Consider the following 20584-nt stretch of genomic DNA (forward strand, 5'->3'; position numbering starts at 1 on the left):
CGGCGGGCGTTTTCACTTGCGGGGCCCCAGCCCCCTGCCAGGAGAGAGACAGACATGCCTTCCCGCCGCACCCTGCTTGCCTTGGCCCTTGCCGGAAGCACCGCCGTCACCTTGCTGACCGGCTGCGCCACCTCCGCGCCCTCTTCCACCGAACGCCCGCCCATCGTCTTCATGCACGGCAACGGCGACTCGGCGGCGCTGTGGCAGACCACGATCTGGCGCTTCGAATCGAATGGCTGGCCGCGCGAGCGGCTGTTTGCGCTCGACCAGCCGACTCCCCTGGCCCGCGACGACGACGCCGTGGCCCAGCCGGGGCGCAGTTCCACCGCCGACTCGGCCGCGTTCCTGCGCGCCGAGGTCGAAAAAGTGCTGAAGGCCACGGGCGCGCCCAAGGTCGTGCTCATCGGCAATTCGCGCGGCGGCAACACCATCCGCAACTACGTGCAGAACGGCGGCGGCGCGGCCGTGGTGAGCCACGTGGTGCTGGGCGGCAACCCGGCGCACGGCATCTGGAAGGTGAAGGGCCTGCGCGAGAACAACGAGTTCTCGGGGCTCTCGGCCTTCATGCAGCAGCTCAATGCGCCCAAGGGACCCAACGGCGACGAGGTGACGCCCGGCGTGCAGTGGCTCACGCTGCGCTCGGACACCAACGACAAGTACGCCCAGCCCGACGGCCTGTGGATCGGCGCGCCGGGCCAGCCGACGAACATCGGCTTCGACGGGCCGGCGCTCAAGGGCGCCACCAACCTCGTGCTGCCGCGCGTGGACCACCGCGAGACCTCGTTCTCGCCGGCGGCCTTCGCGGCGACCTGGCGCTTCCTGACCGGCCAGGCGCCGGCCAGCACGGCGGTGGCGCCGGAATCGAAGGTCGTGCTCGACGGTCGCGCGACCGGCGCGGACAACCTGGCGCTGGCCGGCGCGCGCGTCACGGTCTTTGCGGTCGACCCGGCCTCGGGCGCGCGGCGCGGCGAGGCGGCGCACCAGCAGACGGTCGGCGCCGACGGCCGCTGGGGCCCGTTCAGCGCGCAGCCCACTGCGCGCTACGAGTTCGTGCTCGACGTGCCCGGCCAGGGCACCACGCACATCTACCGCAGCCCGTTCGTGCGCAGCAGCGGCGTCGTCAACCTGCGGACCGAGCGCCTGGCGCCGGCCGAGAGCGGCGCGGGCGCGGTGGTCGTCTTCACGCGCCCGCGCGGCTACTTCGATGCACAGCGCGACACGATGAACTTCGACGGCCAGAGCCCGCCGCCCGGCGTGCCGGCCCAGGGCGCGGGGCAGTCGAACTCACGGCTGCGCATTGCGGCCGGCGCGCCGCAGCGCACGGTCAGCGCCGAGTTCAACGGCGAGCGCCTCACCGGCCAGAGCTGGCCCGCCGCGCAAGGGCACGCGACGGTGCTCGAGCTGACGTACTGAACGGCCATGAACGACACCGCCCCCTTTGTCCTGACGGCACGCGACGCGCGCGGCGTGGTCACGCTCACGCTGAACCGCCCCGCCGCCTTCAACGCGTTGTCCGAAGGCATGCTCGGCGCGCTCGAGCAGGCACTCGGTTCCATCGCCGCCGATGACACGGTGCGCGCCGTCGTCATCGCCGCGGCGGGCAAGGCCTTCTGCGCGGGCCACGACCTGAAGGAGATGCGCGCCGACCCTTCGCTCGGCTACTACCAGCAGCTGTTCGACCGGTGCGGCGCGATGATGCTGTCGATCCAGCGGCTGCCCGTGCCGGTGATCGCGCGTGTCCACGGCATCGCGACCGCGGCGGGCTGCCAGCTGGTGGCGGTGTGCGACCTCGCGGTGGCCGCCAGCGACGCGCGCTTTGCGGTCAGCGGCGTCAACGTGGGCCTCTTCTGCGCCACGCCCGGCGTCACGCTCTCGCGCAACCTCGGGCGCAAGGAAGCCTTCGAAATGCTGGTGACGGGTGAATTCATCGGCGCCGAGGAAGCGCGCGAGAAAGGCCTGGTCAACCGGGTCGCACCGCCCGAGGCGCTCGACGCCGCGGTCGAGGCACTGGTCGCCAGCATCGTCGCCAAGCCCCGCACGGCGCTCGCGCTGGGCAAGGCGCTGTTCTATCGCCAGCTCGAGACCGGCATCGAGGCCGCACTGGCCGACGCCAGCCAGACGATGGCCTGCAACATGATGGACGAGAGCGCGCTGGAGGGCGTGCAGGCCTTCATCGAGAAACGGCCGCCGGCCTGGAAGGGCTGAAAGAAAAAAGGAGGCCGAGGCCTCCTTTTTTCTTGCGTGTCGGGTGTCAGATGTCGTGCAACCGGGACGACTGCGGCAGGTGCGCCATCAAGAACTCCATCTGGTCCGCCAGGATGCGGCGGTTGCGCAGGATGAAGTCTTCCCACAGGCTCGGCACATAGGGCGCGTACAGCAGCGGCATGTTCGCCTGCTCGGGCGTGCGGCTGCTCTTGCGGTGGTTGCAGGGCTTGCAGGCCGTGACCACGTTCATCCAGGTGTCGATGCCGCGCTGCGCGAACGGAATGATGTGCTCGCGCGTGAGTTCGTCTTCGTGGAAATGGCCGCCGCAATAGGCGCAGATGTTGCGGTCGCGCGAGAACAGCTTGCTGTTGGTGAGGCCCGGGCGCTGCGCGAAGGGGTTGATGCGCGGCACGCCCTTGGTGCCGATGATGCTGTTGATCGCGATCTGCGACTGCTCGCCCGTGATCGCGTTGTGGCCGCCACGGAACACGGCCACCTGCGCGCCCACTTCCCAACGGACTTCGTCCGCTGCGTAGTGGATCACCGCCTGTTCCAGCGATATCCATGACTGGGGCAGCCCTTGGGCCGACAGCTTCAAGACCTTCACACACGCCTCCTCGAAACGAGAAAAACACGCAGAGACCAGAGACTCGGAATGCGTCGGCGACTCACGCCAACCCACCCACTGCGTCACAATATACCGGCTTTGTGACAAATCGGCCTGATTTGCCCATACGACGGGCGTCAGGCGCTATCAAAAAGATACTCTCCCATGCAGGTTTTCCGCGGCTTCCGACACCCGGGCGTAGCTCCGGCCTGCGCCCTCACGATCGGCAATTTCGACGGCGTCCACCGCGGCCATCAGGCCATGCTGGCGCTGTTGCAGACCGAGGCCCGCCATCGCGGGCTGCCCAGCTGCGTGCTGACCTTCGAGCCGCACCCGCGCGACTACTTCGCCGCCGTCACCAAGAAACCCGACCTGGCGCCGGCCCGCATCGGCACGCTGCGCGACAAGCTGACCGAGCTGGCGGCCTGCGGCGTCGACCAGACCATCGTGCTGCCCTTCGACGGCCGGCTGGCCTCCCAATCGCCCGAGGCGTTCATCCAGAACGTGCTGATCGACGGCCTGGGCGCGCGCTACGTGCTGGTGGGCGACGACTTCCGCTTCGGCGCCAAGCGCGCGGGCGACTACGCCATGCTCGACGCGGCCGGTGAAGCCCACGGTTTCGACGTCGCGCGCATGAACAGCTACGAGGTGCACGGCCTGCGGGTGTCCAGCTCGGCCGTGCGCGAGGCGCTGGCCGAAGGCCGCATGGCCGACGCCCACACGCTGCTGGGCCGCCCCTACACGATCTCGGGCCACGTGGTCCACGGCCGCAAGCTGGGCCGGGCGCTGGGCGCGTCGTCGCCGGGCAAGGACGACGGTTTTCGCACCCTCAACCTGCGCTTCAAGCACTGGAAACCGGCCGCCAGCGGCATCTTCGCGGTGCTGGTGCATGGCCTGGCCGACCAGCCGCTGCCGGGTGTCGCGAACCTCGGCGTGCGACCCTCGCTGGACGCCAACGACGTCAACGCGGGGCGCGTGCTGCTGGAGACGCATTGCCTGGAGTGGCCCTCGCATCTGGGGGCCGAAGGGGCCTACGGTAAAATCGTGCGCGTGGAACTCCTGCACAAACTGCACGACGAATTGCGCTACACCAGCCTCGAAGCCCTCACTGCGGGCATCGCGAAGGATGGCCGCGACGCACGCGCGTTCTTCGCATCGACCCACGCCGAGACCCACCGCCAGACCACGCGCGACCGAATTTAGCCCTGCACGCCCCGTGCTGCCGCCCTTCGACAAGCTCAGGGCGAACGGCTATATCTTCCGCACCGACCGCTCAATGCAGTTCGGGCTGAGCCTGTCGAAGCCCCTCTGTTTCGCCGCACCCCAACATGTCTGACGCTGCTTCCCCCAAAGATTACCGTTCCACGCTGAACCTGCCCGACACCCCCTTCCCGATGCGCGGCGACCTGCCCAAGCGCGAACCGGGCTGGGTGAAGGAATGGAACGACGAAGGCCGCTACCACCGCCTGCGCGACGCCCGCCACGGCGCGCCCAAGTTCATCCTGCACGACGGCCCGCCGTACGCCAACGGCCAGATCCACATGGGCCACGCGGTGAACAAGATCCTCAAGGACATGATCACCAAGGCGCGCCAGCTCGAAGGCTTCGACGCGCTGTACGTGCCCGGCTGGGACTGCCACGGCCTGCCGATCGAGAACGCCATCGAAAAGCAGTTCGGCCGCAACCTGAGCCGCGACGAGATGCAGGCCAAGAGCCGCGCCTACGCCACCGAGCAGATCGCCCAGCAGATGGTCGACTTCCAGCGCCTGGGCGTGCTGGGCGAGTGGGACCATCCCTACAAGACGATGGACTTCGCCAATGAAGCCGGCGAGTTGCGCGCGTTCAAGCGCGTGATCGAGCGCGGCTTCGTGTACCGGGGCCTGAAGCCCGTGTACTGGTGCTTCGACTGCGGCTCCTCGCTGGCCGAATTCGAGATCGAGTACGCCGACAAGAAGAGCCAGACCATCGACGTGGCCTTCAAGGCGCACGAGCGCGAGAAGGTGCTCAAGGCCTTCGGCACCGACCACACGATCCTGGGCGACATCTTCGCCGTGATCTGGACCACCACCGCGTGGACGATCCCCGCCAACCAGGCGATCAACCTCAACCCCGAGCTCGAGTACTCGCTGGTCGACACCGAGCGCGGCCTGCTGATCCTGGCCAACTCGCTGGTCGAGATGTGCATGACGCGCTATGCGCTCGACGGCAAGGTGCTGGCCACGGTCAAGGGCGAGGCGCTCGGCGGGCTCGAGTTCGAGCACCCACTGTACGACGTGGATGCGGGCTACCAGCGCCTGTCGCCCATCTACTTGGCCGACTACGCCACCGCCACCGACGGCACCGGCCTCGTGCACTCCTCGCCCGCCTACGGCGTGGACGACTTCAACTCCTGCATCGCCCATGGCGTGGCGTACGACGACATCCTGAACCCGGTGCAGGGCAACGGCAGCTACGCGCCCGACTTCCCGCTGTTCGGCGGCCAGAACATCTGGAAGGCCGTGCCGGTCATCATCGCCGCGCTGCGCGACGCCAACCGCCTGCTGACCACCGAGACCATCACCCACAGCTACCCGCACTGCTGGCGCCACAAGACGCCGGTGATCTACCGCGCGGCCGCGCAGTGGTTCGTGCGCATGGACGAGGGCGAAGGCGTGTTCACCAAGGACAAGGCGCCCAAGACGCTGCGCCAGACCGCGCTCGACGCCATCGAGCAGACCAGCTTCTACCCCGAGAACGGCAAGGCCCGCCTGCACGACATGATCGCCGGCCGGCCCGACTGGTGCATCAGCCGCCAGCGCAGCTGGGGCGTGCCGATCCCGTTCTTCCTGCACAAGGATTCGGGCGAGCTGCACCCGCGCACCATGGAAATCCTCGACCAGGCCGCCGACATCGTCGAGAAGGGCGGCATCGAGGCCTGGAGCCGCGTCACGGTCGAAGACATCCTGGGCGCCGAAGACGCACCAAGCTACACCAAGAGCACCGACATCCTCGAGGTGTGGTTCGACTCGGGCTCGACCTTCTCGCACGTGCTGCGCGGCACGCACCCCAACGTGCACCACGAGACCGGCCCCGAGGCCGACCTGTACCTCGAAGGCCACGACCAGCACCGCGGGTGGTTCCACTCGTCGCTGCTGATCGCCTGCATGCTGGAAGACCGCGCACCGTACAAGGGCCTGCTCACGCACGGCTTCACGGTGGATGCCAAGGGCATCAAGATGAGCAAGTCGCTCAAGAACGGCATCGACCCGCAGGAAATCAGCAACAAGCTGGGCTCGGAAATCATCCGCCTGTGGGTGGCCGCGAGCGACTACTCGGGCGACATCGCGGGCGACGACAAGATCCTCGCGCGCGTCGTCGACGCCTACCGCCGCATCCGCAACACGCTGCGCTTCCTGCTCGCGAACACCAGTGACTTCGACATCGCGAAAGACGCGGTGCCGCTCGACCAGCTGTTCGAGATCGACCGCTACGCCATGTCGCGCGCGGCGCAGTTCCAGGCCGAGATCCTCGCGCACTACCAGGTGTACGAGTTCCATCCGGTGGTGGCCAAGCTGCAGATCTACTGCTCGGAAGACCTGGGCGGCTTCTACCTCGACATCCTGAAGGACCGCCTCTACACGACGGCCCCGGGCTCGCTCGCGCGCCGCAGCGCGCAGACCGCGCTGTGGCACATCTCGCAAGCCATGCTGCGCTGGATGGCGCCGTTCCTGAGCTTCACGGCCGAAGAGGCCTGGAAGATCGTGGGCACCGGCAAGCCGGGCGAGTCGATCTTCACGCAGACCTACAGCCAGTTCGCCGCACCCGACGAAGCACTGCTCGCCAAGTGGGGGCGCATCCGCGAGATCCGCGACGGCGTCAACAAGGACATCGAGGCGGTGCGCGCCGAAGGCAAGGTTGGCTCGTCGCTGCAGGCCAACCTGCAGCTGAACGCACCGGCCGACGACCTCGCGCTGCTGGGCTCGCTGGGCGACGACCTGAAGTTCGTGTTCATCGCCTCGGCCGTGGCGCTGGCGGCGGGCGACACGCTGTCGACCGTGGTCACGCCCAGCACCGCACAGAAGTGCGAGCGCTGCTGGCACTACCGCGAGGACGTGGGCCACGACCCGGCGCACCCGACCATCTGCGGCCGCTGCACGAGCAACCTGTTCGGCGCGGGCGAATCGCGCAGCGTGGCCTGATGGCGACCGCACGCTCCGCCTCGTCGGCCTCGCGTTCGCGCGGCGCCAGCATCTGGCCCTGGCTCGGGCTGGCGACGATCATCGTGATCATCGACCAGTTCACCAAGACGCTGATCCTGGGCTACTACAAGCTCGGCGACGCGACCTACGTGACGAGCTTCTTCAACGTCGTGCGCGCGCACAACACGGGCGCCGCCTTCTCGTTCCTGGCCGACCACTCGGGCTGGCAGCGCTGGTTCTTCACGGTCATCGGCGTGGCGGCGGCGATCTTCATCGTCTGGATGCTGCGGTCGCACGCGGGCCAGAAGCTCTTCTCGTTCGCGATGGCCTGCATCTTGGGCGGCGCCATCGGCAACGTGGTCGACCGCATGATGCACGGCTACGTCGTCGACTTCCTGAGCTTCCACTGGGGCAACTGGTACTTCCCGGCGTTCAACGCGGCGGACAGCGCCATCACGCTCGGGGCGATCTGCCTGATCGTCGACGAGATCCGGCGGGTGCGCCGGGGCAAGTAAGCCAGTTCTAGACCAAAGGGGCCCACGGGCCCCTTTTTCTTTGGGCCGCACGCTGCACCAGCGGCCCCGGGGTTCTCCCCACTTCCCTGCCCTGTCATCGCGAAGTCATACTGCGGCGGTCCAATGTAATCGATTACATGAACCCCACCACGGACCCCGCACGATGAGCATCCAAGCCGTAGCCGCCCAGGCCGGGGTCTCCGTGGCCACGGTCTCGCGCGCCTTCAATTTCCCCGACAAAGTGACGCCGGCCACGCGCGAACTGGTGGAGCGCGTGGCGCGCGAACTCAACTACCTGCCCAACGCCAGCGCCCGCACCCTGCGCACCCAGCGCAGCCGCACGCTCGGCGTGGTGCTGCCCACGCTGCTGAACCCGACCTTTGCCGAATGCCTGCAGGGCATCGCGCGTGCGGCCGTCGCGGGCGGCTACGCGATCCTGCCGGTCACCACGGGCTACCGGCTCGACGAGGAAGAGCGCGCCGTCCAGCTGCTGCTGGCGGGCAACGTCGACGGGCTGATCCTCGTGGTGTCGAACCCGTCCACCTCGGCCGCGCTGCAGCGCCTGCAGGCCGCCGGCGTGCCCTACGTGCTGGCCTACAACCGGCACGCCGACCATCCCTGCGTGTCGGTCGACAGCGAAGGCGCGGTGGCCGACGCGGTCACGCGGCTCGTGCTGCTGGGCCACCGGCGCATCGCGATGGTCAGCGGCACGCTGGCCGCCTCGGACCGCGCGCAGCAGCGCTACCGCGGCTACCAGCGCGGCATGGCCGAAGCCGGCCTCGATGCGCCGCCGCTCGTCGAAGTGCCCTTCGTCGAGACCGCCGTCGATGCGCTATGCGCCGAATTGCGCCCGCGCAGCCGCCCCACGGCGCTGATGTGCTCGAACGACCTGCTCGCCATCCGCAGCATCCGCGCCGCGCACCTGAGCGGCCTGACGGTGCCCGACGACCTCAGCGTGGTCGGCTTCGACGGCATCGCGCTGGGCGAAGACCTCACGCCCGCGCTCACCACCATCGCGCAGCCCAACAGCGACATCGGCCGCCACAGCGTCGAGCTGCTGGCGCAGGCGATCGCCGGCGGCCGCGCGCTGCAGGCCGATGCGAGCCTGCTGCTGCCCCATGCCTTCCGAGACGGCGAGTCGTGCGCGAATGCGCGCGAAGACAACGACGCCGCACTGTCCTGACCTCACCACCCCTCCCAGGAGTTTTTCCATGTCCCTGCGCTTTCACCGCCTCGCCCGCCTCGGCGTGCTGGCCGCCGCCCTCGTCACCGCCGGCGGCGCCATGGCCCAGACCGCCATCTGCTACAACTGCCCGACCGAATGGGCCGACTGGGGCACCCAGCTCAAGGCCATCAAGGCCAAGACCGGCATCACCGTGCCGGCCGACAACAAGAACTCGGGCCAGTCGCTCGCGCAGCTGGTCGCCGAAAAGGCCAGCCCCGTGGCCGACGTCACCTACCTCGGCGTGACCTTCGCGGTGCAGGCCGCGAAAGACGGCGTGGTCGAGCCCTACAAGCCGGCCGCCTGGAAAGACATCCCCGACGGCCTGAAGGACCCGGCCGGCAACTGGTTCACCATCCACTCGGGCACGCTCGGCTTCATGGTCAACGTCGACGCGCTCAAGGGCAAGCCGGTGCCCAAGTCGTGGGCCGACCTGCTCAAGCCCGAATACAAGGGCCTCATCGGTTATCTCGACCCCGCCTCGGCCTTCGTGGGCTACGTGGGCGCCGTGGCGGTGAACCAGGCGCGCGGCGGCACGCTCGACAACTTCAAGCCGGCCATCGACTACTTCAAGGCGCTGCAGAAGAACGAGCCCATCGTGCCCAAGCAGACCTCGTACGCGCGCGTGCTGTCGGGCGAGATCGCGATCCTGCTCGACTACGACTTCAACGCCTACCGCGCCAAGTACAAGGACAAGGCCAACGTCGCCTTCGTCATCCCGAGCGAAGGCACGCTGGCCGTGCCCTACGTGATGAGCCTGGTCGCCAAGGCGCCGCACGCGGCCGATGCGAAGAAGGTGCTCGACTTCACGCTCTCCGACGAAGGCCAGGCGATCTGGGCCAAGGCCTACCTGCGCCCGGTGCGCGCCAGCGCCATGCCCAAGGACATCGAAGCGCAGTTCCTGCCCGCCAGCGACTACGCCCGCGCCAAGACCGTCGACTACGCCCGCATGGCCGACGCGCAGCGTGGCTTCTCCGACCAGTACCTGAAGGAAGTGCGCTGATCCGGCGCCGCGCGCGATGACACGCAGCACCACCACCTCCTCCAACGCCTGGAACCCGCGCTGGCGATTGCTGGCCTGCGTCGCGCCGGCGGCCGTCTTCTTCGCGGCCTTCTGGCTGCTGCCGGTGGTGCGCCTGCTCGCGCTGCCGGCCGACAAGGGCGCCGCCACCTACTTCGCGGTGCTGACCGACGCGCGCTACCTGCACAGCATGGCCAACACCGTCGCGCTGTCGGTGGCGGTGACACTGGCCACGCTGGTGCTGGGCGCGGCGGTGGGCATCTACCTCGCGCGCCATGCCTTCCCCGGCAAGCGGATGCTGCTGTCGCTGCTCACGCTGCCGCTGTCGTTCCCAGGCGTGATCATCGGCTTCTTCGTGATCCTGCTCGGTGGGCGCCAGGGCGTGGTGGCCGACCTGAGCGACAGCCTGTTTGGCGAACGCATCACCTTCGCCTACGGCCTGCTCGGCCTCTTCCTGGCGTACCTGTATTTCTCGCTGCCGCGCGCCATCGCCACCTACGCCGCGGCGGCCGAGTCGATGAACACGCAGCTCGAAGAAGCGGCGCGTTCGCTCGGCGCCTCGAAGCTGCGCGTGGCGCGCGACGTGTGGATGCCCGAGCTCGCGCCCACCACGCTGGCCTGCGGCGCCATCCTGTTCGCCACCTCGATGGGCGCCTTCGGCACGGCCTTCACGCTGGCCAGCAAGTTCGAGGTGATCCCCATCACCATCTACAACGAGTTCACCAACTACGCCAACTTCGCGCTCGCCGCGTCGCTGTCGATCTCGCTGGGCGTCGTGACCTGGCTGGTGCTCTTCGTGGCGCGCCGCTTCGGCGCCAACCCGGTCGCCCGATGATGAAGACCCCTTCGCAATCCCGCACCCCCTTCCTGCTCGCCATCACGGTGATCGTGAGCCTCTTCATGATCGCGCCGATGCTGCTGTCGGTGATGGCCGGCCTCGTCAACAACTACAGCGCGGGCCTCAAGAGCGGCCTCACGCTGCGCTGGCTGAGCGAGGTGTGGGAGAACTACGGCGGCACCGTCGGCTGGTCGCTCGCGCTGGCCGTGGCCTGCGTCGTGTGCACCGTGCTGATCGGCGTGCCCTGCGCCTACACGCTGGCACGCAGCCGCTCGCGTGCGGCGCGCATCTTCGAAGAGCTGCTGACCTTGCCCGTTGCGGTACCGGGCCTGGCGACGGCGCTCGCGCTCATCCTCGCCTACGGCCAGCTCACGGCCTTCCGACAGAGCTTCGCCTTCATCCTCGTGGGCCACATCGTCTTCACGCTGCCCTTCATGGTGCGCACCGTGAGCTCGGCCTTCCAGCGCGACGACCTGCTCGCGCTCGAAGAGGCCGCGCGCTCGCTGGGCGCGAACTTCCGCCAGCGCTTCATGGGCATCCTCGTGCCCGCCGTGTTTCCGGCCATCGTGGCCGGCAGCCTGATGGTGTTCACGCTGTCGGTGGGCGAGTTCAACCTCACCTGGATGCTGCACACGCCGCTCACGCGCACGCTGCCCGTGGGCCTGGCCGACAGCTATGCCTCGATGCGCATCGAGATCGGATCGGCCTACACGCTGGTCTTTTTCGCAGTGATCCTTCCCGTGCTGTGGGGCCTGCAGTACCTTGCCAACCTGATGCAGAAACGCCATGGAACTTGAACGCATCCCCGTCGACATCTCGAACTGCGCGAAGACGTATGCCGACGGCACGCGCGGCCTGCAGCCCACCAACCTCAAGGTGGAAGCCGGCGAAGTGCTCGCGCTGCTCGGCCCCTCGGGCTGCGGCAAGACCACGCTGCTGCGGCTCATCGCGGGACTCGAAGCGCCGGACGACGGCAGCCGCATCGTCTTCGGCGACCAGGACGTCACGCAGCGCCCGGTCGAGCACCGCGGCGTGGGCATGGTGTTCCAGAGCTACGCGCTCTTTCCGCAGATGACGGTGGCGGCCAACATCGGCTACGGCCTGCGCATCCGCGGCGTGTCGCCCGAGGAAGAAAAACGTGCCGTGGGCGAACTGGTCGACCTCGTGCGCCTGGGCGGCCTGGAGAACAAGCGCCCCGCCGAACTCTCGGGCGGCCAGCGCCAGCGCGTGGCCCTGGCGCGCGCCGTGGCCGTGCGCCCGCGCGTGCTGCTGCTCGACGAGCCGCTGGCCGCGCTCGACGCCAAGCTCAAGGAATCGCTGCGCGACGAGCTCGCCGAGCTGCTGCGCCGCCTGCACATCACGGCCATCCACGTCACGCACGACCAGCAGGAGGCGCTGGCCATCGCCGACCGGCTCGCGGTCATGCGCGCCGGGCGCATCGTGCAGGTCGGGCGCGGCGAAGACCTGTACCGCGCGCCCGCGCACCCCTTCGTGGCCGAGTTCCTGGGCCGGGTCAACCGGCTGGAACGCGCGGCCGACGCCATCGCGCAGGGCGTTGTCCGACTCGGAGGGTCGTCGCTGCCCTGCCCCGCGCCCTGGCAGCAGCATGCGACGCTGCTGGTGCGGCCCGAAGACATCGAGGTCGGCGCGCCCCCGCCCGGCGAGGCGCCCGGCTGGGGCCGCGCCACGGTCGAACGCCGCACCTTCCTCGGCGACCGCGTGCAGCTGCACCTGCGCCTGCAGGACCAGCCCGTGCTGGTGGCCGACGTGGGCCGCGACAACCCCTTCGGACCGGGCGACGCGGTGGGCCTGCGCATCCCGGCCGACCGCCTGATGACCTCGCAGGAAACCCGCGCATGACCACGACAACGAACCCCAACACCTTCCTGGTCCAGCTGACCGACCTGCACATCCGCGAGCCCGGCCGGCTGGCCTATGGTCGCATCGACACGGCGCCGTACCTCGCGCGCGCCGTGCAGTCGGTGCTCGCGCTGCGCCAGCCGCCCGACGCGGTGGTGATCACCGGCGACCTGACCGACTTCGGCCGGGCCGCCGAGTACGACCACCTGGCCGCCCTGCTCGCGCCGCTGACGATGCCCCTCTACCTGCTGCCCGGCAACCACGACGACCGCGACCAGCTGCGCCGCAGCTTCCCCGGCCACGCCTACCTGGGCACGGGCGCCGACACGCACGGCTTCGTGCAGTACTCGGTGCGCGTCGGCGCGCTGCGGCTGCTCACGCTCGACACCTGCGTGCCCGGCGCCAGCCACGGCACGCTGTGCGAGCGGCGCCTGGCCTGGCTCGAAGCCCAGCTCGACGCCTGCCGCCACGAGCCCGTGGTGGTCGCCATGCACCACCCGCCCTTCGAGACGCTGATCGGCCACATGGACGAGATCGGCCTGCTCGAGGGCGCCGACGCGCTCGAGGCCCTACTGCGCCGCTACACGAACGTCGAGCGCGTGATCTGCGGCCACCTGCACCGCGCCATCGACGTGCGCTTCGGCGGCACCATCGCCTCGACCTCGCCGGCGCAGGCGCACCAGGTCTGCCTCGACCTGGCGCCCGACGCCGCCTCGGCCTGGACGCTGGAGCCGCCCGCCTTCCGCGTGCACGCCTGGTCCGCAGCCGGGCGCCGGCTCGTCACCCACCTGGCGGCCTCCGGCAGCTTCGAAGGGCCTTATCCTTTCCACGACAACGGAGCCCTGATCGACTGAAGCGTCTACTTGTGGAAAATGGGGCTGAAACGAATCAAAACGAAAACAAGAGAAAGGTCAGACCCCGCCTTCCATGAAGCACCTTCTGAATCTGCTTGCGGCCGTCGCCCTGCTGGTGTGGGGCACGCACCTCGTGCGCACCGGCGTGCTGCGCGTCTTCGGCGCCAACCTGCGCAAGATCCTCGTGCAGAGCATGCGCAACCGCTTCACGGCCGCGCTCTCGGGCATCGGCGTCACGGCGCTCGTGCAGTCGAGCACGGCCACGTCGCTCATGACCTCCTCGTTCGTGGGGCAGGGCCTGGTCACGCTGCCGGCGGCGCTGGCGGTGATGCGGGGCGCCGACGTGGGCACGGCGCTGATCTCGGTGCTGTTCTCGGCCGACCTCTCGTGGCTCTCGCCGATGTTCATCTTCGTGGGGGTGGTGCTGTTCATCACACGCTCGGCCACCGTGGCGGGCCGCGTGGGGCGGGTGCTGATCGGGTTGGGGCTGATGCTGCTGGCGCTGCAGCTGGTGGTCGCGGCCACCGAGCCGCTGTTCTCGTCGCCGGCCGTGCGGGCGCTGCTGGCGTCCATCACCAGCGATGTGCTGCTGGAGATCACGCTCGGTGCCGCGCTGGCCATCGTGGCCTATTCAAGCCTGGCGGTGGTGCTGCTGGTGGCGGCCATGGCGAGTTCGAACGTGGTGCCGCTCGACGTCGCACTGGGCCTGGTGCTCGGTGCCAACCTGGGCAGCGGCCTGCTGGCGGTACTGACCACGGCGCGCTCGGCCGTGTCGGTGCGGCAGGTGACGGTGGGCAACCTGCTGTTCAAGGCGCTGGGCGTGGCGCTGGTCACGCCGTTCGTGGGGCTGTGGGTGCGCTACGTGCAGCCCCAGCTGCCGAACCAGACGCACGGCGTGGTGCTGTTCCACCTGGCGTTCAACATCGTGATCAGCGTCGGCTTCATCGGCCTCACGCAGTGGGTCGCCAAGCTGGTGACGCGCATGCTGCCCGTGCCGCCGCAGCCCGTGGGCACGAGTCGGCCGCACCACCTCGATCCTTCGGCGCTGTCGACGCCTTCTCTCGCCATTTCGAACGCGGCGCGCGAGGCGCTGCACCAGGCGGACATCGTGGAGACCATGCTCATCGGCACGCTCGACGTGATCCGCAACAACGACCTGCGGCTGGCGCAGGAGCTGCGGCAACTCGATGACACGGTGGACGAGCTGTACTCGGCGATCAAGTACTACATGACGCGCATCTCGCGCGAAGCGCTGGGCGAGGAGGAAAGCCGGCGCTGGACGGACATCATCAGCTTCACGATCAACATGGAGCAGATCGGGGACATCATCGAGCGGGTGATCATCGATATCGAGGACAAGAAGATCAAGCCGCAGCGCAACTTCTCGGAAGCGGGGATGGCGGAGATCGTCGAGCTGCATCAGCGGCTGGTTGCCAATCTGCGGTTGAGCATGAGTGTGTTCCTGAACGGCAATGTTCGCGACGCACAGAAGCTGCTGGAAGAGAAGGCGCGGTTTCGGGATCTGGAGCGGGCCTATGCAACAACCCATCTGGATCGGTTGTCGGATCGGACTACTTTGAGCATCGAGACGAGTTCGCTGCACATTGATCTGATCAGTGATTTGAAGCGGATCAATTCGCATATCTGTTCTATTGCTTATCCGATTCTGGAGTCGGCGGGGGCGTTGGCGCCTAGCCGGCTGCGGGAGTCTCGGTTGGGGAAGATCGAGGGTTAGTCGTTTGGGGGGCTGAGGCCGGGTCTCGCCCCGGCGGGCGACTCACTTTCTTTGCTTCGCCAAAGAAAGTAAGCAAAGAAAGGCGACCCTGCTGTCTGCGTCCCTCCGCTTCGCTACGGGCAACCTGCGGTGCTCACGTTTCGCGGGGTCTCGCCCAAACTCGCTTCGCTCAAACAAGGGCGAGCCCTGATCCGCGAAACGCTGCGCTCCTCGGCGCATACAGAAGGGGTGGGGATACCGGGCGGGCCTTTGCTTCGCTCGGCCTGGGAACGCGGCAGGGCTCTGCCTTGTTTACCAGAAGTCTCCTAAAAGGCCGGCAATGCTCGGGGCTTCGAAGGAGTTCGACATGACCATTGTTCTGCCGCAAAGCGCGGTCGCCGCGTCGCTCGGGGTGCAGCAGCTCGCCACGGCGTTCAGTCCGGCGTTTTCGCATCTGCGCATTCTTCGCAACCTCATCATCCCGATGCCTTCCGGTTGCGTGGTGCCCACGGCACGCATCGATGCGGTGATCGTGTGCGAGACGGGTGTCTACCTGTTCGAGATCAAGGCCTGGCGCAATGCGTTTGTCTATCGCAAGAAGTCCGACGAGGCGCCGCCGCGCTGGTTCCTGCGGCTGCATGGCTGCACGCGGGCGCGTGAAGTGAAAGACCCGGCCTGGCAGGGCGGGCGCAAGACGACGCAGTTGCGCAGCCTGCTGCCGGACGACCTGCGGCTGCAGTACTTCGTGCTGCTGCCGTGCGAAGGCGTGGAGCTGGAGGGCGTGATGCCTGCAGCGGTGATCACGCAGCAGGACCTGCCGTACATCGCGCGCCTGGTGCGCAACAACGGGCGCACGGCGCGCACGTACCCGCTGCTGGACGCGCAGGCGGTCGATCGCACGGTGCAGCGGCTGCTGGAGATCCAGGGCGACCTGTCGCTGGAGACGCATGCGCAGAACTGCCGCGAACGCATCGAACGGCCTGCGGTGGCGTGGCCGGCGGTGAACGCGATGGGGTTGCAGTAACGACTGCTCACCAACCGGCCCTGGGCGCGGGAGGGCGTCCCACATTCCTCCGACATTGGTGAAGACCATGCGGTGATGACGATTCATCCCAAGTCTCTCGCAGCCCTTGCCGCGCTGTGCCTCGCGATGGCAGCCTGCCCGGCACAGGCCGCCGACCCGTTCACCGTGCAGGACATCCGCCTCGAAGGCCTGCAGCGCGTCGAAGCGGGGACGGTGTTCGCGACCCTCGGCCTGAAGGCCGGCGACACGTACAGCGACGACCGCGGCAGCGCGGCCATCCGCGCACTGTTCGACCTGGGGCTGTTCAAGGACGTGCGCATCGACGTGAACGGCCGGGTGCTCGTGGTCATCGTCGAAGAGCGCCCCACCGTGGCCGATGTCGACTTCGCGGGCACCAAGGAGTTCGACAAGGCGGCGCTGCAGAAGGCGCTGCGCGACATCGGGCTGGCCGAAGGCCGGCCCTTCGACAAGGCACTGGCCGACCGCGCCGAGCAGGAACTCAAGCGCCAGTACATCGGCCGCAGCCTCTACAACGCGCAGGTGGTCACCACGGTCACGCCGCTGGAGCGCAACCGCGTCAACCTCACCTTCAGCGTGACCGAGGGCGAGCCGGCGCGCATCACGCGGGTGCGCGTGGTGGGCCAGCAGGCTTTCGACGAACGCACGCTGCTCGACCTGTTCGACCAGGACAGCGGTGGCTGGCTGGCGTGGTACACGAAGTCGAACCAGTACGCGCGCGCCAAGTTCGACGCCGACCTGGAAACGCTGCGCGCGTTCTATCTGACGCGCGGGTACCTCGAGTTCCGGATCGAGTCGACGCAGGTCGCGATCTCGCCCGACCGGCAGACGCTGGAACTCACGGTGAACATCAGCGAGGGCGAGAAGTTCGCGGTGGCCGGCGTGAAGCTGGCGGGCAACTACCTGGGACGCGAGGACGAGTTCAAGTCGCTCGTCACCGTGCGCCCCGGCGCGCCCTACAACGGCGAAGACGTGGCGGCCACCACCAAGGCCTTCGCCGACCACTTCGGCACCTTCGGCTACGCCTTCGCGCGCGTGAAAAGCGAGCCCGAGATCGACCGCGCCCTGCGCCGCGTCGTGATGGTGCTGAACGCCGAGCCGGGGCGGCGCGCCTATGTGCGGCGGCTGAACATCGGCGGCAATGCGCGCACGCGCGACGAGGTGATCCGGCGCGAGTTCCGCCAGTACGAAGGCGCCTGGTACGACGGCACGAAGATCAGGCTGTCGCGCGACCGCGTCGACCGGCTGGGCTTCTTCACCGACGTGAACGTCGAGACCGCCGAAGTGCCGGGAAGCAACGACCAGGTCGACCTGAACGTCACCGTGGCCGAGAAGCCCACGGGCTCGCTGCAACTCGGCGCGGGCTACTCGTCGACCGACAAGGTCTCGCTGAGCTTCGGCATCACGCAGGAGAACGTGTTCGGCTCGGGCAACTACCTGGGGCTGCAGGTCAACACCAGCTCGTACAACCGCTCGGTGTCGCTCACGGCCACCGACCCGTACTTCACGAAGGACGGCATCTCGCGCACCTTCAACCTGTTCCACACCACCACGCGGCCCTACTACGAGGCCGACGGCAACTACAAGCTCGCGAGCGACGGCGGCTCGGTGCGCTTCGGGCTGCCGGTGAACGAGCTGGACACGGTGTACCTGGGCATCGGCGTGGAGCGCTACTCGTTCACGCCGGGCACCAACGGCTCGTACACGCTGGTCAACGGCTCGTACGTCTACACGGCCACGCCGCAGGCCTACCTCGACTACTTCCAGTGCACCGGCACCGCGCCGAGCGTGGTGTGCGCGGGCAGGAACGTGGTGGGCATCCCGGCCACTGTGGGCTGGTCGCGCGACGACCGCGACAGCGCCCTGGTGCCCACGCGCGGGCGCCTGCAGAGCGCCAACCTCGAGCTGGGCGTGGGCAGCGAGTTGCGCTACCTGAAGACCAACTACCAGTACCAGCAGTACGTGCCGCTGTCCAAGCAGTACACGCTGGCCTTCAACGGCCAGCTCGGCTATGCGAAGGCGCTGGGCGGCAGCAGCTTTCCGATCTTCAAGAACTTCTACGCAGGCGGGCTGGGCTCGATCCGCGGCTTCGAGCAGAACTCGCTGGGCCCGACCGATGCGGTCACCGGCGGTTCGCTGGGCGGCACGCGCAAGGCGATCTTCAACATGGAGCTGACCACGCCCTTCCCCGGCGCGGGCAACGACAAGTCGCTGCGGCTTTACACCTTCTTCGACGCGGGCAACGTGTTCGCCGAACGCACGGCCAGCATGACCGACGCGCAGTGGAAGGCGCAGAACCGCCTGCGCGCCTCGGCCGGCCTGGGCATCAGCTGGATCTCGCCGCTGGGGCCGCTGCGCCTGGCGTACGCGGTGCCGATCGTCTACCAGAAGGAGGACACGGCCAACGGCATCGCGGCCGACCGCACGCAGCGCTTCCAGTTCCAGATCGGCACGTCCTTCTGAACCGGCCCGCACGCCCCATGAGCCGCATCCTGCTGGTGGAAGACGGACGCGAGATCGCGTCGCTGCTGCTGGGCCCGCTGCAGCGCGCAGGCCACGAGGTGGAGCAGCTGGGCGACGGCGCCGCCGCGCTCGATCGCATCCTGCATGCGCCGCCGGCGCTCACGCTGCTCGACGTGGTGCTGCCGCGCATCGACGGGCTGCAGGTGATCGCGCAGGTGCGCGCGCGCAGCGACCACCCGATCATCGTGCTGACGGCGCGCGCGCACGAGGCCGACCGGCTGCGTGGCTTCGACCTGGGCGCCGACGACTATGTCTGCAAGCCCTTCTCGCCGCGCGAGGTGGTGGCGCGCGTGCACACGGTGCTGCGCCGGCGCGCGCCGCCCGACCTGAGCGTGGGCATGGCCTCGCCGGCCGTGGCCTTCGACAGCGCGATGGGCCATGCCTGGCTGGAGGGGCGGGCCCTGGCGCTCACGCGGCGCGAGCTGCTGTTGCTGCGCGCGCTGTCGCGCGAACCGGGGCGCGTGTTCACGCGCGCCAGGCTGCTCGAAGCGGCATTTCCCGAGGCGCTCGACGTGAACGAGCGCGCGGTCGACGGGCACATCAAGAACCTGCGGCGCAAGCTCGCGGCCGTGTCGCCCTCGCACGGCTGGATCCGTTCGGTCTACGGCGTGGGGTTCAGCTTCGCGCAGCGGCCGGGCTGAGGGCGGGCCTGGCCTTGCACGGGCCGTGGCCGCGCGATGTGCTGCTTTCACTGCGCCTTTGCATGATCGGCGCCAGCGTCGACAGGCTGGCATTGCGCACGGCGGCCTGCCGCGCCTCCACGCAGGCGCCGCGTGCCGCGACGCTGATGCCCAACGCCAGGCTGCAGAACGCAAGACAGCCCGCGCAGGTGTGCGCCAGCGCGCGCATCGCGGCGCGCGGCGTCATCCGCCAATCGGCAGGTGCAGCGGACGGGAGCGGCATGCGCAGCACCGCTCAGCCTTCCGTGCGCGGCGGCACCAGCGCGCGGATGCGGGCAAGGCCCTCGGGCGTGCGCGGCCGCATCGGCCGCAGGCCGCCCGCCGGCATGGGGCCCCTGCCGGGCGGCGGCGGGCGTTCGGTCAGCGGGCGCGCGGCGGGGTCGACCACCAGCGTGAGCAGCGCGACATAGCGCCGGCCCTCCTCGCGCACCGCGCCCAGCACCGTGTCGCCGGCTCGCAGCGCGATGCCGTCGGCGCTGTTGAGCGTGTCGCGCAGCCGCGCGCGCTGGTAGCTGGAGACCTGCGTGTAGAGGAACTCGCTGAGCGCATCGGGCAAGAAGAACTGCGTCGTGAGCACGGTGCGCTCGCGGTGGTGCACCTTGACGTGGATGTGCGTGGTGCGCCCCGCATACCAGCCCGGGTAGAGCGTGGCGAACGTGGCCTGGCCGTCGCGGTCGGTGCGCTGGCTGCCGCGCAGGAAGGCCTGGCCTTCGAAGCCGCGCGTGCGGCCGTCGCCCTGCCCGCCGAAGCCGGAGTAGTTGCCCTGCGCGTCGCAGTGCCACAGGTCGGTGCGCAGGCCGCGCAGCGGGCGCCCGGCGGCATCGAGCACGCGCAGGCGCACATCGAGCGGCACGCCCTCGCGGCCGTCGGTCAGGTCGGTGCGGAAGTTCGCGAGGTCCAGGTAGTACGGGCCCTCGGTGGTCTGGGCGGTCAGCGGGAGCTTCTGCGCTGCTGAAGCGGCCTCGGGGGCGGACGCGGCCAGGCCCGCCGCACCGATCGCGGCCAGCAGGCCCCGGCGCCCGATCGCTTCATCGGCCATGGGCCACCTCCCCCGTCTTCGCCGGTGCCTGCGCGCCGGAGGCCCGGGCCTCAGCCCAAACCACGAGCAGCGTCCACACATGCGCGACGCCCCAGAACAGCGCCGCCAGCAGGAACAGCAGCAGGTCGATGTCGGTGTCGCCCGGGGGCGTGGACGGCGGCGCGGCGTGTCCCGGCGGGGCCCAGGCGAGCGCGGCGGCGGCCAGTGCGCGGAAGGCGGAGGTGGGAAGGGCGCGGTGCGTGTCCGGTGTCATGCCGGGCATCGTGCGATCCGAATCGGGAGAAAT

General features: G+C 69.0%; 19 protein-coding genes. 15 read left to right on the forward strand and 4 right to left on the reverse strand.

Features of this window, described 5'->3' with window-relative positions; translation table 11 throughout:
* Positions 1-54: 54 nt before the first annotated feature.
* Both AC1RAA_RS16355 and AC1RAA_RS16360 read left to right on the forward strand, forming a co-directional pair.
* Positions 55-1413 carry an alpha/beta fold hydrolase gene (locus tag AC1RAA_RS16355; RefSeq protein WP_492731262.1) on the forward strand — a complete coding sequence of 453 codons (1359 nt, stop codon included), beginning with the start codon at positions 55-57 and terminating at the stop codon, positions 1411-1413.
* Positions 1414-1419: 6 nt separating this feature from the next.
* A complete protein-coding gene (locus tag AC1RAA_RS16360) occupies positions 1420-2205 on the forward strand; it encodes an enoyl-CoA hydratase (RefSeq protein ID WP_492731260.1) in 786 nt (261 codons plus the stop codon).
* Positions 2206-2251: 46 nt separating this feature from the next.
* Here AC1RAA_RS16360 and AC1RAA_RS16365 read toward each other — a convergent pair whose 3' ends face one another.
* Entirely contained in the window at positions 2252-2812 is a 561-nt protein-coding gene (locus AC1RAA_RS16365; RefSeq protein ID WP_062480919.1) for an HNH endonuclease, read from the reverse strand.
* Between the two features lie 165 nt (positions 2813-2977).
* On the opposite strand from AC1RAA_RS16365, the gene AC1RAA_RS16370 reads away from it, so the two are divergent.
* The 13 genes from AC1RAA_RS16370 to AC1RAA_RS16430 all read left to right on the forward strand — a co-directional run bounded on the left by AC1RAA_RS16370 (position 2978) and on the right by AC1RAA_RS16430 (position 19220).
* Positions 2978-4015, forward strand: a complete 1038-nt coding sequence (locus AC1RAA_RS16370) for a bifunctional riboflavin kinase/FAD synthetase (RefSeq protein ID WP_062480918.1) — start codon at positions 2978-2980, stop codon at positions 4013-4015.
* 125 nt (positions 4016-4140) lie between these two features.
* Complete coding sequence (ileS, locus tag AC1RAA_RS16375; RefSeq protein ID WP_070062279.1) at positions 4141-6990, forward strand: isoleucine--tRNA ligase; 2850 nt, start codon at positions 4141-4143, stop codon at positions 6988-6990.
* Positions 6990-7505, forward strand: coding sequence for a signal peptidase II (gene lspA, locus AC1RAA_RS16380; protein ID WP_153282350.1), 516 nt, complete (start codon positions 6990-6992; stop codon positions 7503-7505). Before ileS ends, lspA begins: the two co-directional genes overlap by 1 nt.
* A gap of 163 nt (positions 7506-7668) precedes the next feature.
* Entirely contained in the window at positions 7669-8688 is a 1020-nt protein-coding gene (locus AC1RAA_RS16385) for a LacI family DNA-binding transcriptional regulator (protein ID WP_492731258.1), read from the forward strand.
* 28 nt (positions 8689-8716) lie between these two features.
* Positions 8717-9730: an ABC transporter substrate-binding protein gene (locus tag AC1RAA_RS16390; RefSeq protein ID WP_492731257.1), complete on the forward strand. Its 1014-nt coding sequence runs from the start codon at positions 8717-8719 to the stop codon at positions 9728-9730.
* 16 nt (positions 9731-9746) lie between these two features.
* Positions 9747-10583 carry an ABC transporter permease gene (locus tag AC1RAA_RS16395; RefSeq protein ID WP_139703301.1) on the forward strand — a complete coding sequence of 279 codons (837 nt, stop codon included), beginning with the start codon at positions 9747-9749 and terminating at the stop codon, positions 10581-10583.
* The gene (locus tag AC1RAA_RS16400; RefSeq protein ID WP_492731317.1) at positions 10583-11383 is read left to right on the forward strand and encodes an ABC transporter permease; all 801 of its coding nucleotides are present in this window, start codon (positions 10583-10585) and stop codon (positions 11381-11383) included. The genes AC1RAA_RS16395 and AC1RAA_RS16400 overlap by 1 nt, the downstream gene beginning before the upstream one ends.
* Positions 11373-12446: an ABC transporter ATP-binding protein gene (locus AC1RAA_RS16405; RefSeq protein WP_070062132.1), complete on the forward strand. Its 1074-nt coding sequence runs from the start codon at positions 11373-11375 to the stop codon at positions 12444-12446. The genes AC1RAA_RS16400 and AC1RAA_RS16405 overlap by 11 nt, the downstream gene beginning before the upstream one ends.
* Positions 12443-13300, forward strand: coding sequence for a phosphodiesterase (locus AC1RAA_RS16410; protein WP_492731254.1), 858 nt, complete (start codon positions 12443-12445; stop codon positions 13298-13300). Before AC1RAA_RS16405 ends, AC1RAA_RS16410 begins: the two co-directional genes overlap by 4 nt.
* A 73-nt stretch (positions 13301-13373) precedes the next feature.
* Positions 13374-15035, forward strand: a complete 1662-nt coding sequence (locus AC1RAA_RS16415; RefSeq protein WP_062480901.1) for a Na/Pi cotransporter family protein — start codon at positions 13374-13376, stop codon at positions 15033-15035.
* A gap of 346 nt (positions 15036-15381) precedes the next feature.
* Positions 15382-16038 (forward strand): nuclease-related domain-containing protein, encoded by a 657-nt coding sequence (locus AC1RAA_RS16420; protein WP_492731252.1) that lies wholly within the window; start codon positions 15382-15384, stop codon positions 16036-16038.
* Positions 16039-16113: 75 nt separating this feature from the next.
* Entirely contained in the window at positions 16114-18519 is a 2406-nt protein-coding gene (gene bamA, locus AC1RAA_RS16425) for an outer membrane protein assembly factor BamA (protein WP_492731250.1), read from the forward strand.
* A 17-nt stretch (positions 18520-18536) separates the two neighbouring features.
* The gene (locus tag AC1RAA_RS16430; protein WP_492731248.1) at positions 18537-19220 is read left to right on the forward strand and encodes a response regulator; all 684 of its coding nucleotides are present in this window, start codon (positions 18537-18539) and stop codon (positions 19218-19220) included.
* Here the strand turns inward: AC1RAA_RS16430 and AC1RAA_RS16435 are convergent.
* The 3 genes from AC1RAA_RS16435 to AC1RAA_RS16445 are packed head-to-tail and all read right to left on the reverse strand — an operon-like array spanning position 19195 to position 20551.
* On the reverse strand, positions 19195-19482 hold the full coding sequence (locus AC1RAA_RS16435) for a hypothetical protein (RefSeq protein ID WP_492740606.1): 288 nt from the start codon (positions 19480-19482) through the stop codon (positions 19195-19197). The two genes, AC1RAA_RS16430 and AC1RAA_RS16435, sit on opposite strands and share 26 nt — an antisense overlap.
* A gap of 12 nt (positions 19483-19494) precedes the next feature.
* A complete protein-coding gene (locus AC1RAA_RS16440) occupies positions 19495-20298 on the reverse strand; it encodes a dioxygenase family protein (RefSeq protein ID WP_492731244.1) in 804 nt (267 codons plus the stop codon).
* On the reverse strand, positions 20288-20551 hold the full coding sequence (locus AC1RAA_RS16445) for a hypothetical protein (protein WP_492740608.1): 264 nt from the start codon (positions 20549-20551) through the stop codon (positions 20288-20290). The genes AC1RAA_RS16440 and AC1RAA_RS16445 overlap by 11 nt, the downstream gene beginning before the upstream one ends.
* Positions 20552-20584 lie beyond the last annotated feature (33 nt).

It is taken from the genome of Variovorax sp. GW823-FHT04F07, assembly GCF_058795995.1.

Coding starts and splice junctions, on each gene's coding strand:
- AC1RAA_RS16415 (WP_062480901.1), top strand. CDS start 13,374: ATGAAGCACCTTCTGAATCTGCTTGCGGCCGTCGCCCTGCTGGTGTGG.
- AC1RAA_RS16445 (WP_492740608.1), bottom strand. CDS start 20,551: ATGACACCGGACACGCACCGCGCCCTTCCCACCTCCGCCTTCCGCGCA.
- AC1RAA_RS16410 (WP_492731254.1), top strand. CDS start 12,443: ATGACCACGACAACGAACCCCAACACCTTCCTGGTCCAGCTGACCGAC.
- AC1RAA_RS16390 (WP_492731257.1), top strand. CDS start 8,717: ATGTCCCTGCGCTTTCACCGCCTCGCCCGCCTCGGCGTGCTGGCCGCC.
- AC1RAA_RS16435 (WP_492740606.1), bottom strand. CDS start 19,482: ATGCCGCTCCCGTCCGCTGCACCTGCCGATTGGCGGATGACGCCGCGC.
- AC1RAA_RS16395 (WP_139703301.1), top strand. CDS start 9,747: ATGACACGCAGCACCACCACCTCCTCCAACGCCTGGAACCCGCGCTGG.
- AC1RAA_RS16440 (WP_492731244.1), bottom strand. CDS start 20,298: ATGGCCGATGAAGCGATCGGGCGCCGGGGCCTGCTGGCCGCGATCGGT.
- lspA (WP_153282350.1), top strand. CDS start 6,990: ATGGCGACCGCACGCTCCGCCTCGTCGGCCTCGCGTTCGCGCGGCGCC.
- ileS (WP_070062279.1), top strand. CDS start 4,141: ATGTCTGACGCTGCTTCCCCCAAAGATTACCGTTCCACGCTGAACCTG.
- AC1RAA_RS16385 (WP_492731258.1), top strand. CDS start 7,669: ATGAGCATCCAAGCCGTAGCCGCCCAGGCCGGGGTCTCCGTGGCCACG.
- AC1RAA_RS16405 (WP_070062132.1), top strand. CDS start 11,373: ATGGAACTTGAACGCATCCCCGTCGACATCTCGAACTGCGCGAAGACG.
- AC1RAA_RS16430 (WP_492731248.1), top strand. CDS start 18,537: ATGAGCCGCATCCTGCTGGTGGAAGACGGACGCGAGATCGCGTCGCTG.
- AC1RAA_RS16355 (WP_492731262.1), top strand. CDS start 55: ATGCCTTCCCGCCGCACCCTGCTTGCCTTGGCCCTTGCCGGAAGCACC.
- bamA (WP_492731250.1), top strand. CDS start 16,114: ATGACGATTCATCCCAAGTCTCTCGCAGCCCTTGCCGCGCTGTGCCTC.
- AC1RAA_RS16420 (WP_492731252.1), top strand. CDS start 15,382: ATGACCATTGTTCTGCCGCAAAGCGCGGTCGCCGCGTCGCTCGGGGTG.
- AC1RAA_RS16360 (WP_492731260.1), top strand. CDS start 1,420: ATGAACGACACCGCCCCCTTTGTCCTGACGGCACGCGACGCGCGCGGC.
- AC1RAA_RS16370 (WP_062480918.1), top strand. CDS start 2,978: ATGCAGGTTTTCCGCGGCTTCCGACACCCGGGCGTAGCTCCGGCCTGC.
- AC1RAA_RS16400 (WP_492731317.1), top strand. CDS start 10,583: ATGAAGACCCCTTCGCAATCCCGCACCCCCTTCCTGCTCGCCATCACG.